The sequence below is a fragment of the Shewanella rhizosphaerae genome (assembly GCF_019457655.1).
GTDB classification, from domain to species: domain Bacteria; phylum Pseudomonadota; class Gammaproteobacteria; order Enterobacterales; family Shewanellaceae; genus Shewanella; species Shewanella loihica.
Window position 1 is genome coordinate 1,548,128 of record NZ_CP080420.1, and the last position, 15,892, is coordinate 1,564,019.

The 15,892-nt window shown below is 52.4% G+C and carries 15 protein-coding genes; 13 read left to right on the forward strand and 2 right to left on the reverse strand.

Annotated elements, in window-relative coordinates:
- Window positions 1-39: 39 nt before the first annotated feature.
- The 13 genes from flhA to K0I63_RS06985 all read left to right on the forward strand — a co-directional run bounded on the left by flhA (window position 40) and on the right by K0I63_RS06985 (window position 13,304).
- Window positions 40-2,139 carry a flagellar biosynthesis protein FlhA gene (gene flhA, locus K0I63_RS06925; protein ID WP_144204212.1) on the forward strand — a complete coding sequence of 700 codons (2,100 nt, stop codon included), beginning with the start codon at window positions 40-42 and terminating at the stop codon, window positions 2,137-2,139.
- A gap of 11 nt (window positions 2,140-2,150) precedes the next feature.
- Window positions 2,151-3,575 carry a flagellar biosynthesis GTPase FlhF gene (gene flhF / locus K0I63_RS06930; RefSeq protein ID WP_220082953.1) on the forward strand — a complete coding sequence of 475 codons (1,425 nt, stop codon included), beginning with the start codon at window positions 2,151-2,153 and terminating at the stop codon, window positions 3,573-3,575.
- Window positions 3,576-3,579: 4 nt separating this feature from the next.
- Window positions 3,580-4,461, forward strand: a complete 882-nt coding sequence (locus K0I63_RS06935) for a MinD/ParA family protein (RefSeq protein ID WP_041406542.1) — start codon at window positions 3,580-3,582, stop codon at window positions 4,459-4,461.
- On the forward strand, window positions 4,454-5,173 hold the full coding sequence (locus K0I63_RS06940; RefSeq protein ID WP_011865184.1) for an RNA polymerase sigma factor FliA: 720 nt from the start codon (window positions 4,454-4,456) through the stop codon (window positions 5,171-5,173). The genes K0I63_RS06935 and K0I63_RS06940 overlap by 8 nt, the downstream gene beginning before the upstream one ends.
- Before the next feature lie 42 nt (window positions 5,174-5,215).
- Window positions 5,216-5,599: a chemotaxis response regulator CheY gene (cheY, locus tag K0I63_RS06945; RefSeq protein WP_011865185.1), complete on the forward strand. Its 384-nt coding sequence runs from the start codon at window positions 5,216-5,218 to the stop codon at window positions 5,597-5,599.
- A 13-nt stretch (window positions 5,600-5,612) separates the two neighbouring features.
- Window positions 5,613-6,350 carry a protein phosphatase CheZ gene (locus K0I63_RS06950; RefSeq protein WP_220082954.1) on the forward strand — a complete coding sequence of 246 codons (738 nt, stop codon included), beginning with the start codon at window positions 5,613-5,615 and terminating at the stop codon, window positions 6,348-6,350.
- A 15-nt stretch (window positions 6,351-6,365) separates the two neighbouring features.
- Window positions 6,366-8,621 carry a chemotaxis protein CheA gene (locus K0I63_RS06955; RefSeq protein WP_220082955.1) on the forward strand — a complete coding sequence of 752 codons (2,256 nt, stop codon included), beginning with the start codon at window positions 6,366-6,368 and terminating at the stop codon, window positions 8,619-8,621.
- A 93-nt stretch (window positions 8,622-8,714) separates the two neighbouring features.
- Window positions 8,715-9,824, forward strand: a complete 1,110-nt coding sequence (locus tag K0I63_RS06960) for a protein-glutamate methylesterase/protein-glutamine glutaminase (RefSeq protein WP_220082956.1) — start codon at window positions 8,715-8,717, stop codon at window positions 9,822-9,824.
- 64 nt (window positions 9,825-9,888) lie between these two features.
- Window positions 9,889-10,440 (forward strand): membrane anchored protein in chemotaxis locus, encoded by a 552-nt coding sequence (locus tag K0I63_RS06965; protein ID WP_220082957.1) that lies wholly within the window; start codon window positions 9,889-9,891, stop codon window positions 10,438-10,440.
- Window positions 10,441-10,486: 46 nt separating this feature from the next.
- Window positions 10,487-11,278, forward strand: coding sequence for a ParA family protein (locus K0I63_RS06970; RefSeq protein WP_220080352.1), 792 nt, complete (start codon window positions 10,487-10,489; stop codon window positions 11,276-11,278).
- Complete coding sequence (locus K0I63_RS06975; protein WP_220082958.1) at window positions 11,262-12,263, forward strand: chemotaxis protein CheW; 1,002 nt, start codon at window positions 11,262-11,264, stop codon at window positions 12,261-12,263. The genes K0I63_RS06970 and K0I63_RS06975 overlap by 17 nt, the downstream gene beginning before the upstream one ends.
- A gap of 7 nt (window positions 12,264-12,270) precedes the next feature.
- Complete coding sequence (locus K0I63_RS06980; RefSeq protein WP_011865192.1) at window positions 12,271-12,765, forward strand: chemotaxis protein CheW; 495 nt, start codon at window positions 12,271-12,273, stop codon at window positions 12,763-12,765.
- Window positions 12,766-12,899: 134 nt separating this feature from the next.
- Window positions 12,900-13,304 (forward strand): DUF2802 domain-containing protein, encoded by a 405-nt coding sequence (locus K0I63_RS06985; protein WP_186300667.1) that lies wholly within the window; start codon window positions 12,900-12,902, stop codon window positions 13,302-13,304.
- A 30-nt stretch (window positions 13,305-13,334) separates the two neighbouring features.
- Here the strand turns inward: K0I63_RS06985 and K0I63_RS06990 are convergent, their stop codons facing one another.
- Together K0I63_RS06990 and K0I63_RS06995 are read right to left on the reverse strand one after the other, a co-directional pair.
- The gene (locus K0I63_RS06990) at window positions 13,335-13,691 is read right to left on the reverse strand and encodes an EscU/YscU/HrcU family type III secretion system export apparatus switch protein (protein ID WP_258406955.1); all 357 of its coding nucleotides are present in this window, start codon (window positions 13,689-13,691) and stop codon (window positions 13,335-13,337) included.
- Window positions 13,691-15,610 carry a hypothetical protein gene (locus tag K0I63_RS06995; RefSeq protein ID WP_220082959.1) on the reverse strand — a complete coding sequence of 640 codons (1,920 nt, stop codon included), beginning with the start codon at window positions 15,608-15,610 and terminating at the stop codon, window positions 13,691-13,693. Before K0I63_RS06995 ends, K0I63_RS06990 begins: the two co-directional genes overlap by 1 nt.
- Window positions 15,611-15,892 lie beyond the last annotated feature (282 nt).

A 15,892-nucleotide genomic window follows, 5' to 3' on the forward strand; every position in this document is an offset into this window, starting at 1 on the left:
TGAATCCTAGCTAGATGTCAAAGTTCAGGCGCTAGATTGATGGATTTGAAAGCAACGCTCGGTCAGATAAAACAGGTAAAACCCGCCAATTTTAAAGGGATAGGTACGCCCATATTGGTGCTTGCGGCGCTGGCGATGATCGTCTTGCCCATGCCGGCCTTCCTGCTGGATATCCTGTTCTCCTTTAATATCGCCTTGGCCCTGGTGGTCTTGCTAGTGGCCATCTATACCGACCGCCCCCTGGATTTTGCTGCCTTTCCCACTGTGCTGCTGGTTGCTACCCTGCTGCGTTTGGCGCTTAACGTCGCCTCGACCCGTATCGTCTTGCTCGAGGGGCACAACGGTGGCGACGCCGCCGGTAAGGTGATTGAGGCCTTCGGCTCTGTGGTGATTGGCGGTAACTATGCCGTGGGTCTGGTGGTGTTTCTTATCCTGATCATCATCAACTTCGCCGTGGTAACCAAGGGCGCCGGACGTATCTCTGAGGTGAGTGCTCGCTTTACCCTGGATGCCATGCCTGGTAAGCAGATGGCAATCGACGCCGACCTTAACGCCGGGATCCTTAATCAGGATCAGGCTCGTATTCGCCGCGCCGAAGTGACCAAGGAAGCCGACTTCTACGGTGCGATGGATGGTGCTTCTAAGTTTGTAAAAGGCGATGCCATCGCCGGTATCATGATTCTGGTGATCAACATCCTGGGCGGTTTCGTCATAGGTATGGCCCAGCATGGGCTGGACTTCTCATCTGCGGTCGAGATCTACACTCTGTTGACTATCGGTGACGGCCTGGTGGCACAGATCCCTGGCCTCTTGCTCTCTATCGCCGCGGCCTTGATGGTGACCCGTCAAAACGAATCTGGCGACATGGGACAGATGGTGATGAGCCAGATGTTCGATAACCCTAAGTCGTTGGCCATCGCCGCGGGCGTCCTGCTGACCATGGGCATAGTGCCTGGCATGCCGCATTTCGCTTTTCTCAGCTTTGGCCTGATCACCGCAGGCGGTGCCTATTTTCTGCATCGTAAGAAAGATCTCGACAGACAACGCGCCTTGGAGATCGCTAAGACCTCACCTGCGACTCCCGGCGATGCCAAGCCTAAAGAGCTTAGCTGGGATGATGTGCAGCAGGTGGACACCATTGGTCTGGAGGTGGGCTATCGTCTGATCCCGCTGGTGGATAAGGGCCAGGGTGGTGAGCTGCTTGGACGTATCAAGGGCGTGCGTAAGAAGCTCTCTCAAGAGCTGGGCTTCTTGGTGCCCGCCGTCCATATTCGCGATAACCTGGATCTGGCGCCAAACACCTATCGTATCTCCCTGATGGGCGTGGCCTCTGGTGAGGCGGATATTCGTCACGATTGTGAACTGGCAATCAACCCTGGCCAGGTCTACGGCAAGCTTGATGGTGTCGAGACCACAGATCCCGCCTTTGGTTTAGAGGCCGTGTGGATAGCCCCTGAGCTCAGAGAACATGCTCAGACGCTAGGTTATACCGTGGTGGATGCCGCCACCGTAGTGGCGACTCACCTGAGTCAGCTGTTAACCAACAACGCCTCCAAGCTGCTGGGCTACGAAGAGGTGCAGCAGCTGATGGATATGCTGGCCAAGCATTCGCCTAAGCTGGTCAGTGGTTTCATTCCCGATGTCTTGCCGTTAGGCACTGTGGTCAAGGTGATGCAGAACCTGCTTAACGAAGGTGTGTCGATCCGCGACCTGAAGACCATAGTTCAGACGCTACTCGAGTACGGGCCTAAGAGTAACGATACCGAGGTACTTACCGCCGCCGTACGTATCGCGCTTAAACGCATGATTGTTCAAGAAATAAGCGGCCCAGAGCCGGAAATTCCTGTCATTACTTTGGCGCCTGAATTGGAACAGATGTTGCATCAGTCTATGCAGGCAACGGGAGGCGAGGGGCCGAATATCGAACCTAGCCTTGCCGAGAGGATGCAAAAGTCGTTACTCGACGCATCCCAGCGTCAGGAGATGGTGGGCCAACCAGCCATCCTACTGACATCGGGTATGTTACGTTCGACGCTGTCGCGTTTTGTTAAACATACGATTCCAAATCTGCGGGTGATCTCTTACCAAGAGGTGCCCGATGAGAAACAAATTCGCATCGTATCAGCGGTCGGCCAGTAGAGGGTATTTAAGTGAAAATAAAACGTTTTTTGGCTAAAGATATGCGCTCTGCATTGGCCCAGGTGAAAGAGACATTAGGTTCGGATGCGGTGATCATGTCGAACAAGAAAGTTACCGGCGGTATCGAGATCGTCGCCGCGGTAGACTACGATGAGCCTAAGCCGAGCGTGGCGAAAAATGATGGAGCACCTCTGTCACCCAGCTTTCTCGATCTGGCCGAGGAGAAGGTTTCCATCGGTCGTCAGCCCATTAAGACAGAGTCAAAAAAACAGCCATCACCCGTGGCCGATTCGCTGCAGGCCCTGCTTGAGCGTCAACAAAATCGCGTCAGTCAGCAGCTAAGCCAATCGAATGAAGCACTCGAGATGCCTGCCTGGGCCCAGGGATTGAAGGCGCCAAGCGATGAGATGGCCGCGCCTAATATGCATGGCGGCATGCAGGCTAATCCCCATGCCAACACACATGAGAGCCAGAATTTTAACCGTGCCAAGCGCGATAAGAGCGCGCCGGCCAGCGAACTCGAGTCTATGCGTGAGGAGTTGGCATCACTTCGCAACCTGCTGACCCATCAGGTGACCTCACTGCTGACCGAGCAGAAGAGCCGCCTGGATCCTGTGGGTGCCATGTTAGAGAGCCGTCTTCTGGAAGCCGAATTTAGTCCTGAGGTTGCCGCTAAGTTGTCGGCCTTGAGCGAACACTATGTACCGGCGGATCTGGTGAAGGCGCTGCCGCGTAGCCTGGCGAACATGCTCGACAACCAAGGTGACGACATCGTTCGTCAGGGCGGAGTGGTTGCCTTTGTCGGACCGACCGGTGTCGGCAAGACGACGAGTGTCGCAAAATTAGCCGCTCGATTCGCCGCGCAACATGGTTCAGATCAAGTTGCATTAATTACAACCGATCATTATCGCATTGGAGCCTATGAGCAGCTGGCAACCTATGGCAAAATAATGGGGTGCCCGGTCAAGCAAGCTCATGATCTCAATGAGTTGGAACAAATTCTTTATCAGTTCCGCAATCGCAAGCTAGTATTGATAGATACGGCGGGCATGGGACAGAGAGATGTGAGATTGTTCCAGCAACTTGATAATTTAACTGCAAATAGCAGATTACCTATTCGTAGTTATCTGGTACTGTCATCTACAAGTCAAAGAAGAGTGCTTGAAGATGCCGTCGCGCAGTTTACCCGGATTCCATTATCCGGCGCGATTTTGACCAAATTAGATGAATCAGTGGCCTTGGCACCGGCGTTGAGTGTGTTGATTCAAAGTGGATTACCTTTGAGTTATGTCACCGATGGACAAAGAGTGCCAGAAGATATGCAAGTAGCCGACACCTTAGCCTTAGCCAACAAGGCCCTGTCGGTACTCGAAAAGAAAGTGCAACCAATACAGAATAACGAAAGGTCATATGAACAGGCCTACGCATTTGAGTAATATAATGAGTCGGGATCAAGCAAGCGGTTTACGTATGATGAATCAACCATATAATGAAAAAGTAAAAGTAATTGCCGTAACCGGTGGTAAGGGTGGCGTAGGTAAAACCAGCGTATCGATCAATACCGCCGTCTCCCTGGCCGAGAAGGGCAAGCGTGTGCTTGTGCTCGATGCCGACTTGGGGCTAGCCAACGTCGATGTCATGTTGGGCCTGAGAGCCGAGCGCAATCTCTCCCACGTATTATCTGGCGACGCTGACCTTGACGATATTATCGTACGCGGTCCAAAGGGGATTGGCATTATTCCAGCCACCTCAGGAACCCAGGCTATGGTCGAGCTGACACCGGCGCAGCATGCGGGCCTGATCCGTGCCTTCAGCGAGATGAAGACCCAGTTTGATATCCTGGTGGTCGATACCGCGGCAGGAATCTCAGACATGGTGCTCAGCTTCTCTCGCGCCTCTCAAGATGTGTTGGTTGTGGTGTGCGACGAGCCGACCTCTATTACCGATGCCTATGCTTTGATTAAGATTCTTAGCCGTGAGCACGGTGTATTCAGATTTAAGATTGTGGCGAACATGGTCAGAAGTTTGCGAGAAGGGATGGAGTTGTTTGCTAAACTTAGCAAGGTAACCGACCGTTTTCTCGACGTGGCCCTGGAGCTGGTTGCGACTATCCCCTTCGATGAAAACCTTCGCAAATCAGTTCGTAAACAAAAGTTGATCGTCGAGGCATTTCCTAAGTCGCCGGCGTCAATTGCTTATCACGGTCTGGCGAATAAGATTATTAGCTGGCCAGTGCCACAACAACCGGGCGGACACCTGGAGTTCTTTGTAGAGCGATTGGTTCAACGTCCCGAATATCAAGAGGATCGTACGAGTGAGTAAAGCCGCTGCGTATACTTGTTTAGATAACAAAGCTTCTATTGTCGAACAGTATGCACCGTTGGTAAAAAGGATTGCTCACCATTTACTCGCTCGTCTACCCGCCTCGGTGCAATTGGATGATCTGTTACAAGCAGGTATGATGGGCCTGCTTGAAGCCTCGGCCAAGTTTGATGGCAGCAAGGGCGCCAAGTTTGAAACCTTCGCCGGTATCCGAATTCGCGGTTCAATGCTCGACGAGATTAGGCGAGGAGACTGGGTACCCAGGTCGGTTCACCGTAATCAGCGACGCATCGCCCAGGTGATTGATGAGCTAGAACAAGAACTTGGACGTGACGCAAAAGACAATGAAATTGCGGATCGACTTGATATGACGCTCGATGAGTACCATCATATTCTTAATGATGTTTCCGTCGGGAAAGTAGTTGGAATTGAAGATCTTGGTGTATCGGTCGATGTAGTAAGACAGGAAGACGATCATCAGGACGACGCATTTGAGTCACTGGCAGAGACACAGTTCCACGAGGCCCTCGTCGAGGCGATTAAATTACTGCCAGAAAGAGATGGATTAGTTTTGTCGTTATATTATGACGAAGCATTAAATTTAAAAGAGATCGGTGCCGTACTTGATGTCAGCGAATCCCGGGTAAGCCAGATACACAGCCAGGCGATGCTCAGACTCAAAGCTAAACTCAAGCATTGGACCAAAATATAACGATTACATGAGCAATATAAAAACAGCTCCGCGGAGGAAACCTTGGACAAGAATATGAAGATTCTCGTTGTTGACGACTTCTCAACAATGAGACGCATCATCAAGAACTTGTTGAGAGACTTGGGTTTTAATAACACTCAGGAAGCAGATGACGGTTCGACAGCCTTGCCTATGTTGCAAAAAGGCGATTTTGACTTTGTCGTGACCGATTGGAATATGCCTGGCATGCAGGGGATCGACCTGTTAAAGGCTATCCGTGCTGATGACAACCTGAAGCACATTCCTGTGTTGATGGTGACTGCGGAAGCAAAAAGGGAACAGATCATTGCAGCGGCGCAGGCCGGTGTGAATGGCTATGTGGTGAAACCTTTTACTGCGGCGACATTGAAAGAGAAGTTAGACAAAATTTTCGAACGACTCGGTTAATCAAGGTTGAGCTATGCAGGCAGAAACTTCAGGGCTGATCAATCTAGCACAGGCCAAGCAACTCGTTGATCTGCTAGAGGCGGGTCAACAAGAGATGGCCGATGAGCTAATTCGCGATATCGCCAGCCCGATTCAGAAAGAGCTGTTTGACGAGGTGGGTCGCCTAACCCGTCAGCTTCACAGTGCCATAGTGGACTTTCAGGTGGACGGTCGCCTCGTGGAGCTGGCTAATAGCGAAATTCCCGATGCTAAAGAGCGCCTCAATTATGTCATCGACATGACGGAGCAGGCCGCTAATAAAACCATGGACGCCGTCGAAGAGTCTCTGCCCCTTGCAGATGCCCTTACCATGAACGTACAGGCCGTTAAGCCTTCCTGGGATCGCCTGATGCGTCGCGATATTCAGCTGCACGAATTTAAGGCGCTTTGCCATGATGTTCAGCAGTTTATCGAGCGCAGCGAATCCGATTCCAATCGTTTAAAAGAGTTACTCAACAACATATTGCTGGCCCAGGACTTCCAAGATCTGACCGGACAGATGATCCGCCGGGTGATCGAGCTGGTGCGAGAGGTTGAGAGTAACCTGGTCTCTATGTTGACCGTATTTGGCGAGCAGCCCCCCACGGATAAACCCCGTGCATCAGAGAAGTGCGTCGAAGCTGAAGGTCCTATTATGAACGCTGATCAGCGTGATGATGTCGTGACAGGGCAAGATGAAGTCGATGACTTGCTGTCGAGTCTAGGTTTCTAAGTAGGAGTCATATGAATGTCCTTTGATGTTGATGAAGAGATACTGCAGGACTTTTTGATTGAAGCGGGCGAGATCCTTGAGCTTCTCTCTGAACAGCTGGTGGCGTTAGAGAATAACCCCGACGACACCGAACTACTCAATGCCATCTTCCGTGGATTCCATACCGTTAAAGGCGGCGCCGGCTTCCTGAGCCTGACCCCCATGGTGGATGTTTGTCACGAAGCGGAAAACACCTTCGACCTGTTGCGTACAGGTAAACGTAGTGTCTCTGCCGAGCTAATGGATATCATCCTCCAGGCCGTCGACACCATCAACTCTATGTTTGCCGAGACCCAGGCGGGTGTCGAGCAAAGCCCTGCCGATGAAGGCCTGTTAGCTAACCTTAAATTATTGAGCTCTGGTGGCTTATTGCCATCTGAGCAGGGCGGGGCGTCAGCCGAAGCCGTTGCTGAAACGCCGGTTGAACCGGCTGTCGAAACACCAGCAGATGACGGTATCGAGCTGTTTGATATGCCGCTCGATGACGGTGTCGAACTGTTCGACGAGCCGGTAAACGATGCGTCCGTGACCTCTATCGCCGGTGAAGGCGACATAGATGAGATCGATGAATCTGAATTCGAAGCCCTGCTCGATGCCCTTCATGGCAGCGGTAAGGGCCCATCAAGTACGGCGCCTGTCGGTGCGGCGCCGATTCAGGCGAGCGATAGCGACGACATCACAGACGATGAGTTCGAGTCGCTGCTCGATGAACTGCATGGCTCGGGTAAATTTCAGGCCCCTTCGGCTCCTATTGCCAAGGTGCCAGAGCCTACCTCGCCGCCGGTGGATGCCGATGAGATCACCGACGATGAATTTGAAAAGCTGCTCGATGAGCTGCATGGCGCCGGTGCTGGCCCTGGCAGTGAGACAAGCAAACCAGTAGCTTCTGCCGCTAAGGCGCCAGCAGCCCCTGCGCCGAATAAGGTGGCCACACCTGCGCCGAGTAATGTTAAGGCTCAGAGCGTGAAGGCTCAGCCCGTTGAGGCGCCAGCTCCTAAACCTGTGGTGAAAGAGAAAGCCGCGGCCAAGGCGCCGGCGACCAATATGCCTCAGGCGGAAACTACAGTGCGCGTCGATACGGCGCGCCTGGATCAGATCATGAACATGGTCGGTGAGCTGGTATTGGTGCGTAACCGCTTGCTTAGCCTAGGGATTTCCCGCGATGATGAGGATATGTCTAAGGCGCTGGCGAACCTGGATCTGGTGACCGCCGATCTGCAGGGCGCGGTGATGAAGACGCGCATGCAACCGATCAAGAAGGTCTTCGGCCGTTTCCCTCGCGTGGTGCGGGATCTGGCGCGCAGCCTGAATAAAGAGATCGATCTTCGCATGATAGGTGAAGATACGGATCTGGATAAGAACCTGGTGGAAGCCCTTGCGGATCCTTTGGTTCACTTGGTGCGTAACTCGGTTGACCATGGTATCGAGATGCCTGACGAGCGTGAAGCCAATGGTAAGTCGCGTACCGGGACTATTACCCTTTCTGCCAGTCAGGAAGGTGACCATATCCTGCTCAAGATTGAAGATGATGGTGCGGGGATGGACCCAGAGAAGCTTAAGCAGATCGCCATCAAGCGCGGCGTGCTCGATGAAGACGCGGCGGCGCGCATGTCTGACGAAGAGGCTTATAACCTCATCTTCGCCCCGGGCTTCTCTACCAAGGTGGAGATCTCAGACATCTCAGGCCGCGGCGTCGGCATGGATGTGGTGAAGACGCGCATCACTCAGCTAAACGGTACCGTGCATATCGATTCCTTGAAAGGTAAGGGAACTTGCCTGGAGATCAAGGTGCCGCTCACCCTGGCGATTATGCCGACTCTGATGGTGGAAGTGGCTCAGCAGGTATTTGCCCTACCGCTGTCGAGCGTTAGCGAGATCTTCCATCTGGATCTGACCAAGACCAATGTTGTCGATGGCCAGCTGACCGTCATAGTGAGGGAAAAGGCGGTGCCGCTCTTCTATCTCGAGCATTGGCTGAGTCGTAAGGCGGTAAGCTTTAAGCATGGCGACAAGCAGCACGGTCACGTGGTGATAGTCCAGCTGGGTACCATGCAGATAGGCTTCGTGGTTGACTCCTTGATCGGTCAGGAAGAGGTAGTGATTAAGCCTCTGGGGACTCTACTACACGGTACCCCTGGCATGGCTGGCGCGACCATTACCTCAGACGGTGGCATTGCATTGATATTAGATGTACCCGGCTTATTGAAACATTACGCCAAGAACAAGAAATAACAGCTAGCGGCACAGCGAGCTAGAGGATCAGCGTGATGCCTAGAGGCGTCACGCTTTGTTTCGGCAGGGATCCTGTTGTAGATAGGAATTTGAATGGCCATAAAAGTATTAGTTGTCGATGATTCAAGCTTTTTTCGTCGCCGAGTCAGTGAGATTGTCACCAAGGATGCGGAGTTAGAGGTCATAGGAACGGCGTCTAATGGTGCCGAGGCGGTTAAGCTTGCTGAGCAATTAAAGCCACAAGTGATCACCATGGATATCGAGATGCCAGTGATGGACGGCATCAGCGCCGTGCGTGAGATCATGGCGAAGTGTCCGACCCCGATCTTGATGTTCTCATCCCTTACCCACGACGGCGCCAAGGCAACCCTGGACGCCCTGGAAGCGGGTGCGTTAGATTTTCTTCCTAAACGATTTGAAGATATTGCCACCAACAAGGATGAGGCGATCGCTCTGTTGCAGCAGCGCATCAAGGCACTCGGTCGCCGCCGCGTGTTCCGCCCCATATTGCCAAGAAGTGTGCCGCCAAGGCCTGCGACAACAACTGCTTCGACAGCGCCGGCACGAGAGATGGCGCCGCGTCCTGCACCGCGTCCGAGCGCGCCTGTTCCCCGCGCCAGCGGTAAGAGATATAAGCTTTTACTGATCGGCACCTCAACCGGTGGGCCTGTTGCGCTGCAGCGGATATTAACCAAGCTTCCAGCGAACTATCCTCATCCTATTCTGCTTATCCAGCATATGCCGGCGGCCTTTACGCCCGCCTTCGCCGCGCGCTTAAATGGCCTGTGTGCCATCGAGGTGAAGGAGGCGCAAAATGGCGATCAGCTCAGGGCAGGGTGCGCCTATTTGGCGCCCGGTGGCATGCAGATGATGTTAGAGCGTGGCGGCAGCTATGGACGCATCAAGATAGTGGCGGGCAGTGCCGACATGAATTATAAGCCCTGTGTCGACATTACCTTTGCCTCGGCCTCAAAGCTGAGCGGCGGTGAGACTCTGGCCGTGATATTGACAGGCATGGGGGCCGATGGCCGCGAAGGGGCCAGGATGCTTAAGAATGTCGGCGCGACCATCTGGGCTCAAGATGAGGCCAGCTGCGTCGTTTATGGCATGCCACAGGCGGTGACCGCCGCCGGGATCTCCAGTCAGTCGATAGCGCTCGATGATATGGCAGAGGCCATCATTCGCGAGAGCGGACGTGGCTAGGCAGCGACAAGGCCTCAGCACCACTGTGCTGTTGCTGTTTTTTCTATTGTTAGTTTGCTGCCTGGTGACCGGATCACTCTATCTCGACCTGAGGCATAAGAATGGTTTGCTCGAGGAGAAAATTGTCCAGCTTGAGAAGAGTCAGGTGCTGCTGATGGTGCCTGACGAGCAGGCAAAGGCCTTGGCCGATTGGATGGAGAATAATCCAGAGTTTACTCAGTCTATCATCAAGCAGGCTGAGCCTGGCAGCCAGGTGAGAGTCGAGATTGGTCCCGAGGTGCCAGAGGCGATTGCAAGGCAAGAGGCAGTTAGCCTTACAGACAGGCTTAGTGAACGAACCGATAGTCTCGATGAACAGACAGTTAATCGAAATGAACAGCAGGAGCAGACCAGGTTAACGCCCTTGTTGCCTGCGGCGGATGCTGAAGAATCAAGCCAGGGTGCACATCTGAGCGAGCATCAGAGCGAGCAAAAGGTGGCCAGCGCCACAGATAAGGCGACACAGGATGGTAAAACGCCATCGCAGCCGGTTAAGCTGTCAGAAGATAAAGATGGTGTTAAAGTAATAAGCCTGCCCCATGGCGGCATTCGAGTCACGACTCGCGAAGATAATTAAAACGATAACCTGATGGCGATACGCGCGGCGATTTAAGGGGTTTTACTTGAAGATCTGGACCATAGCAAATCAAAAAGGGGGCGTGGGTAAGACGACCACAGTGGCGAGCCTGGCTGGCGCCATGGCAAAGCGGGGCAAACGAGTCTTGATGATAGACACAGACCCTCATGCGTCTTTGGGCTATTACCTGGGCATAGATTCCGAAGAGGTGCCCGCCTCGCTCTATGATCTGTTTCTAAAACACAAAAACCTGAATAGAGATCAGGTGCTTGCCCATATAGTTCCCACAAAGGTGGAGGGGATAGATCTCTTGCCGGCCACCATGGCGCTGGCAACGCTGGATCGCTCGCTCGGTCATCAGGAAGGGATGGGGTTGATCCTTAAACGCTTGCTTGCCTTAGTTGCCGACCAGTATGACGTCGCCCTCATCGATTGCCCGCCAGTATTAGGTGTGTTGATGGTCAACGCCCTCGCGGCCAGCGAGCACATCATTATCCCGGTGCAGACTGAGTTCCTGGCGATCAAGGGGCTAGATCGCATGGTCAAGACCATGACGCTCATGGGGCGCTCTAAGAGCACCACTTACAGCTATACAATCGTTCCGACCATGTACGACAGACGCACTAAGGCCTCGCCTGCCGCCCTACAGCAGCTGGGAGAAGAGTACGGCGATGTGCTTTGGCCAGATGTCATCCCTGTGGATACCAAGTTTCGTGATGCCAGCCTGGCGCACCTGCCAGCCTCGCACTACGCCAGCCACTCTCGCGGCGTGAAGGCCTATGAGAGATTGCTCGACCACCTGCTGATCAAGGAGTTTGCGCATGTCAAACTCGGTTGACGAAGCGGTCTTTAATTATTTTTCCTTGCTGCTCTCCGAGCCCGGTGAAGAGAGCGTCACGGCCGACAAGCCTGAAGTAAAGGGCGAGCAGGCGATAGCACAAAATGGTCAAATGAGTGGCCCTTCACCTGCAGTAAAACGTCAGCCTCTTAGCGAACAGTCTAAACCACGCCCGGTAGTCACTCAGGCTACGCCGACACCGCTCAATAAGCTCGCGCTCGAGCAATTGTTGGCGCCGGTGAGTGAGTTAGATGCTCAGACAGAAACTAATACAGAAACTCAAATAGCAAGCAAGGTGGAGCTCAAAACGCTCGATACCAAACCTGCTAGCGTCGAAACGATGACGCAAGCTGTATCGGTTCAAACGAAATCTGAGTCGCAAGTTAAGCAAAAAATCGAAGAAAAATTAGAAACTTCGGCTAGTATTAAGCAAGAGGAAATCGTTAGCGACAAGGTCGATTTGGCCGCGGCGCCGCAGACGCAAACCGGCGCGACACCACCAGGGGTGACAGAGGCGCTAGTCGAGCAGCTCGACGAAGAGTTTCAGGTGCTGTTTTTCAAGGTGGCGGGGCTCACGTTGGCCGTACCCTTGGTGAGCCTTGGCGGAATTGTTAAGGTGGAGCGGATCAATCATATTATGGGGCGACCGGCCTGGTATCTTGGGGTTCAGACCCACAGGGATTCGCAACTCAATATTGTCGATTCGGGTGCCTGGGTGATGCCGGAAAAATATGATGATAAACTGGCGCAATCCGTTGATTACCAATATATTGTACTCTTAGAGGACAGTAATTGGGGACTGGCCTGTGAGTCTTTGGTGAATTCCGTCAGAATTTTAAAGTCAGAAGTTAATTGGCGTACCAAAGCGGGTAAGCGCCCTTGGCTGGCTGGCGTCGTAAAAGAACAGATGTGCGGCATTTTACATGTGCAGGCACTGATTGAATTATTAAATTTGGGTTTAGGTAGTCAGGACTCTATTGGCTGAGGTTGATATGGCAGATGCAAAAAACGTCGCGGCAGTTGCCGCAGGTAAAGATGATGAAGTGTTGCAATGGGTAACCTTCCGTTTAGACAATGAAACCTATGGTATCAATGTGATGCAGGTGCAAGAGGTGCTGCGTTACACAGAGATAGCACCTGTACCTGGGGCACCTCATTATGTGCTGGGGATCATTAACCTGCGCGGTAACGTGGTTACCGTTATCGATACCCGCTCTCGTTTTGGTTTGCCTTCTGCCGAGGTGGATGACTCTACCCGTATCGTGATCATCGAAGCAGAGAAGCAGGTGATAGGTATTCTTGTCGACAGTGTCGCCGAAGTGGTCTATCTGCGTGGCTCAGAGATAGATAACGCGCCGAATGTGGGCACAGAAGAGAGCGCCAAGTTCATTCAAGGCGTGAGCAATCGTGATAACGAATTACTCATTCTGGTGGATCTCGATAAGTTACTCTCTGATGAAGAGTGGATGGAGTTGGCTCAGCTTTAAGGGCCTAGCCGTCGACGATAGTGCATTGACGATATAGCCATTGACGATAAAAAGCCGTCGCCTCGTTCGATGGCTTTTTTCGTGTTGTAAAAGGTCGAGCGTAGAAATGAAAGTAAATGGAGTAGGCATTTATGATAGGCGATGAGATCTTAATCGCGGCATTACTGTATGTGGTTGCCTGTCTCGCACTGGTGCTGTATCAGCAGAAACAAACCAATAAGCTCAGAGCCAAGATTGACGCCCTGACGCTGCTGGTTAAAGAGAACGACAGGCAGCGCGAGGCAGTTAAGCAGGAGCTACAGGAGCTGAGATCGGGCACCATAGGCGTTGGTCGCCGCATGCTTGAGCTGGAAAAACGGGTGACCAAGCAGGAGGCGCGCATAGATGAGACGGTGGCGGATGAACCTCAGGCAAGGCTCTATACCCGAGCGATGAAGATGGTCGAACTCGGCGCCGATATCGATGAGCTGGTTAAGGAGTGTGAGCTGCCTAAGGCCGAGGCCGAGCTATTACTGCGCCTTCATGGTAAGGGGCGATAGCGCGCCTTTATTGAGCTAGTTGTCTAAACACTACACCTCTTGCATGATCCTTTTGTGCATATTGTCCCAGCGCTCAGGAAACTTACCGTCCAGCATATAGACGAAGGCGATCAGTTCGGCGATGAGCAAATATAGCTCTTTGGGGATCTCTTCACCTATCTCGAGTTTTTGCAGAAAGTTACTCAAGTTGGCATCTTGATGAATATAGATGCCAGCCTCCTTGGCGATGGCGATGATCTCCTCGGCAACTAAATCCTCCCCCTTGGCGGTGATTTGCGGAGCCGACTTTCCGTCATAGCGCAGCGCCGCGGCTTGAGTGGGCCTGCATGGTTTGTTGTCTGAACCACCTTGTAAGTCATCAGGTTTTTCGTCGTATGTGCTCATCATTAGGCCTTAATTTTTACCAAGTAGTGCTCGCCCGGTAGTAAGGAGGCGGGTACCTGAGAGACTTGGGTGTGGATCTTGTTTGGGGTTAAGCCGATTGCCTGGATCTTCTGCTCCAACCCCATGAGTCTTTGTTCGATACTGTCGAGTAGGTTTTGATCTTCTGAGGTAAAGCCCAGATTTAGCCGCCCATCTTTAACATCTGCGTTGATCAATAGACCCGCTTGACTCAGATTAAACTTAAGCTGTAGTCGCCAGTGGGGGGGTGCGTTTTTTTCCTGCGCTTCCTGGCTAAAGTGTCCCTCAAGCTCTTCATGTCTGTGCTCTATCATGTAGGGCAGGGTAAAGTACCAGTTCGTTGACTGCGGCGTATCGCTGCTCGCCTGCTGATAGAGGGAGAGGTTGGATACTAGCTTGCCAAGTGATTCGAGACCGCCGCTTTTTTCGAGCAGGCCTAGTAGCTGGCTGTTTGATGCTAGCTGCTGGAGGGCTTGTACCTGGCTTGAGGCCTTACCGCCGGCCTGGGATTTCACCTGTCTGCCAAGGAGCAGCTGGAAAAGTACCCCTATGGTGCCGGCATGGCTGGTGATGCTGGCAAGACTTGATACTGGCGTTGCTGGCGCAGCGATGCCGGCGAAGCTATCGATAAGCTCTTGTTTTAATGAGCTAGGACTCGCTAACTGAGTAAGTGGCTTGGGGAAGGCGAGTGGCAGAAGCTGTTGCATCAACTGTAGCAAGTTTCGACCCTGCGCGACTTTTGCGGTTGGTACCGTCTTGTCTGCGAGTTGACCGAGCGCGAGATTTAGCCCTCTATGACTTAGCTCTTTTGCATTAAGTTCTTTCGAGTTTAATGCTGCCGATATTTGGCCCACGTCTGTTGATTGCGGTGCTTTGCCCCTTGGCGATATTTGTCCGTCTTGTTTTCCCAAGGCGGCAAGCTGAGCGAGCGCGGCAGGGCTAGATGGCAACTGGTTGCTAGCCTTGGCGTTTCCTTGTTCACCTGATGTGGCTTGGGATATGGATTGGAGAATGGCATGGCGGATAACCAGAGCGTTAGCCTCGAGCCTAAGTCCTGTAATTATGGTGCTGACCCTCTGAAAGAGTTTGCTCTGATTTATTTGGGCAATATTTTTCAGCAACTGAGCCTGGGCATTTTTAAACCCAGTTGTAGTTACCGAACCTAGCGCTGAAGTTAGCGACTTACCATTCAGCGAATTGATAGCCGCGGCTGCCAAGTCATTGTTTTTGGCTGTTTGAAGCGGTATCTGGTTAATCTGCTGATTAGTTGATGCCTTGACTGCTGCAACTAGATTTGAAGGTGTTTGATTTGCTGGTACTTGATTTGAAACAGCCTTGTTTGGCATAAGACTAGGCCTGGGCTCACCGACCCCCTTTGGTGTGGTTAACTCTCTGATAAGACCATTTAACGATTCTGGGGTTAACGATGTTTTTGCCAAGCTGTTTATTAGCTGATGGTAAGCGCTGGCTAACTCAGGTTTGCTGATAAGCGCTTGTGAAGCTTGGGATGATAGATAGAGTGCGGGAGAGCTGGTATTGCTCAGCAGCGCCTCTTTACCCATTGGCGTCAGCAGCAGATTCACTTCTGCCAATTTAGGAGTGAGCGTCAGGGTTAACTGTCCATTATCCATGGTAATTTTGGCTAGGTACTGGCCATCAGCGATGGGAGGGCTGGGTAATCTAACCAGCTGTTGATCGCTAAAAAACAGCTGGTTTGCGGTTATTTGCACCTCACCTAAGGGGTAGCCCTGTGGGCGATTGGCGAAGTTAGTAAGCTGGGTCAGACTTATTTGGTTGGCATTGATATAGGCAACCAGCCCCTTGGGTAAGGGGAGGGCGATAGTTTCTCCATGGGCCTGCACGGTAGCACTTAACATGGAGCTTGAATTCGCGGCGGCGCTCAATTGGGTCAATACTGTAAGACGAACGGCATCTTGTTTTAGGCTTTGCTGATCTTTGCTGTCTTGATAGGTGATCGCCAGCTCACGATGATTGAGCCTGAGCTTATCGCCCTGAGGAGTCGATGCTACCTCAACCGGAATATTTTTGGCCTGAGCAGCCTTGTCTGTTTGATTGAGAAGCTCACCGCCAGATACCGCTGGGGAGGGCATGTCGATACGGGAATTACTCAATTGTTAACCTCAAATTGATGCTCCATGAATGTCTTATTACAAAATTCAATTTGA

Excerpts from the sequence above, each read along its gene's own strand:
- flhA (WP_144204212.1), top strand. The coding sequence starts at position 40 with ATGGATTTGAAAGCAACGCTCGGTCAGATAAAACAGGTAAAACCCGCC.
- K0I63_RS06935 (WP_041406542.1), top strand. The coding sequence starts at position 3,580 with ATGAGTCGGGATCAAGCAAGCGGTTTACGTATGATGAATCAACCATAT.
- K0I63_RS06950 (WP_220082954.1), top strand. The coding sequence starts at position 5,613 with ATGCAGGCAGAAACTTCAGGGCTGATCAATCTAGCACAGGCCAAGCAA.
- K0I63_RS06955 (WP_220082955.1), top strand. The coding sequence starts at position 6,366 with ATGTCCTTTGATGTTGATGAAGAGATACTGCAGGACTTTTTGATTGAA.
- K0I63_RS06960 (WP_220082956.1), top strand. The coding sequence starts at position 8,715 with ATGGCCATAAAAGTATTAGTTGTCGATGATTCAAGCTTTTTTCGTCGC.
- K0I63_RS06975 (WP_220082958.1), top strand. The coding sequence starts at position 11,262 with ATGTCAAACTCGGTTGACGAAGCGGTCTTTAATTATTTTTCCTTGCTG.
- K0I63_RS06980 (WP_011865192.1), top strand. The coding sequence starts at position 12,271 with ATGGCAGATGCAAAAAACGTCGCGGCAGTTGCCGCAGGTAAAGATGAT.
- K0I63_RS06990 (WP_258406955.1), bottom strand. The coding sequence starts at position 13,691 with ATGATGAGCACATACGACGAAAAACCTGATGACTTACAAGGTGGTTCA.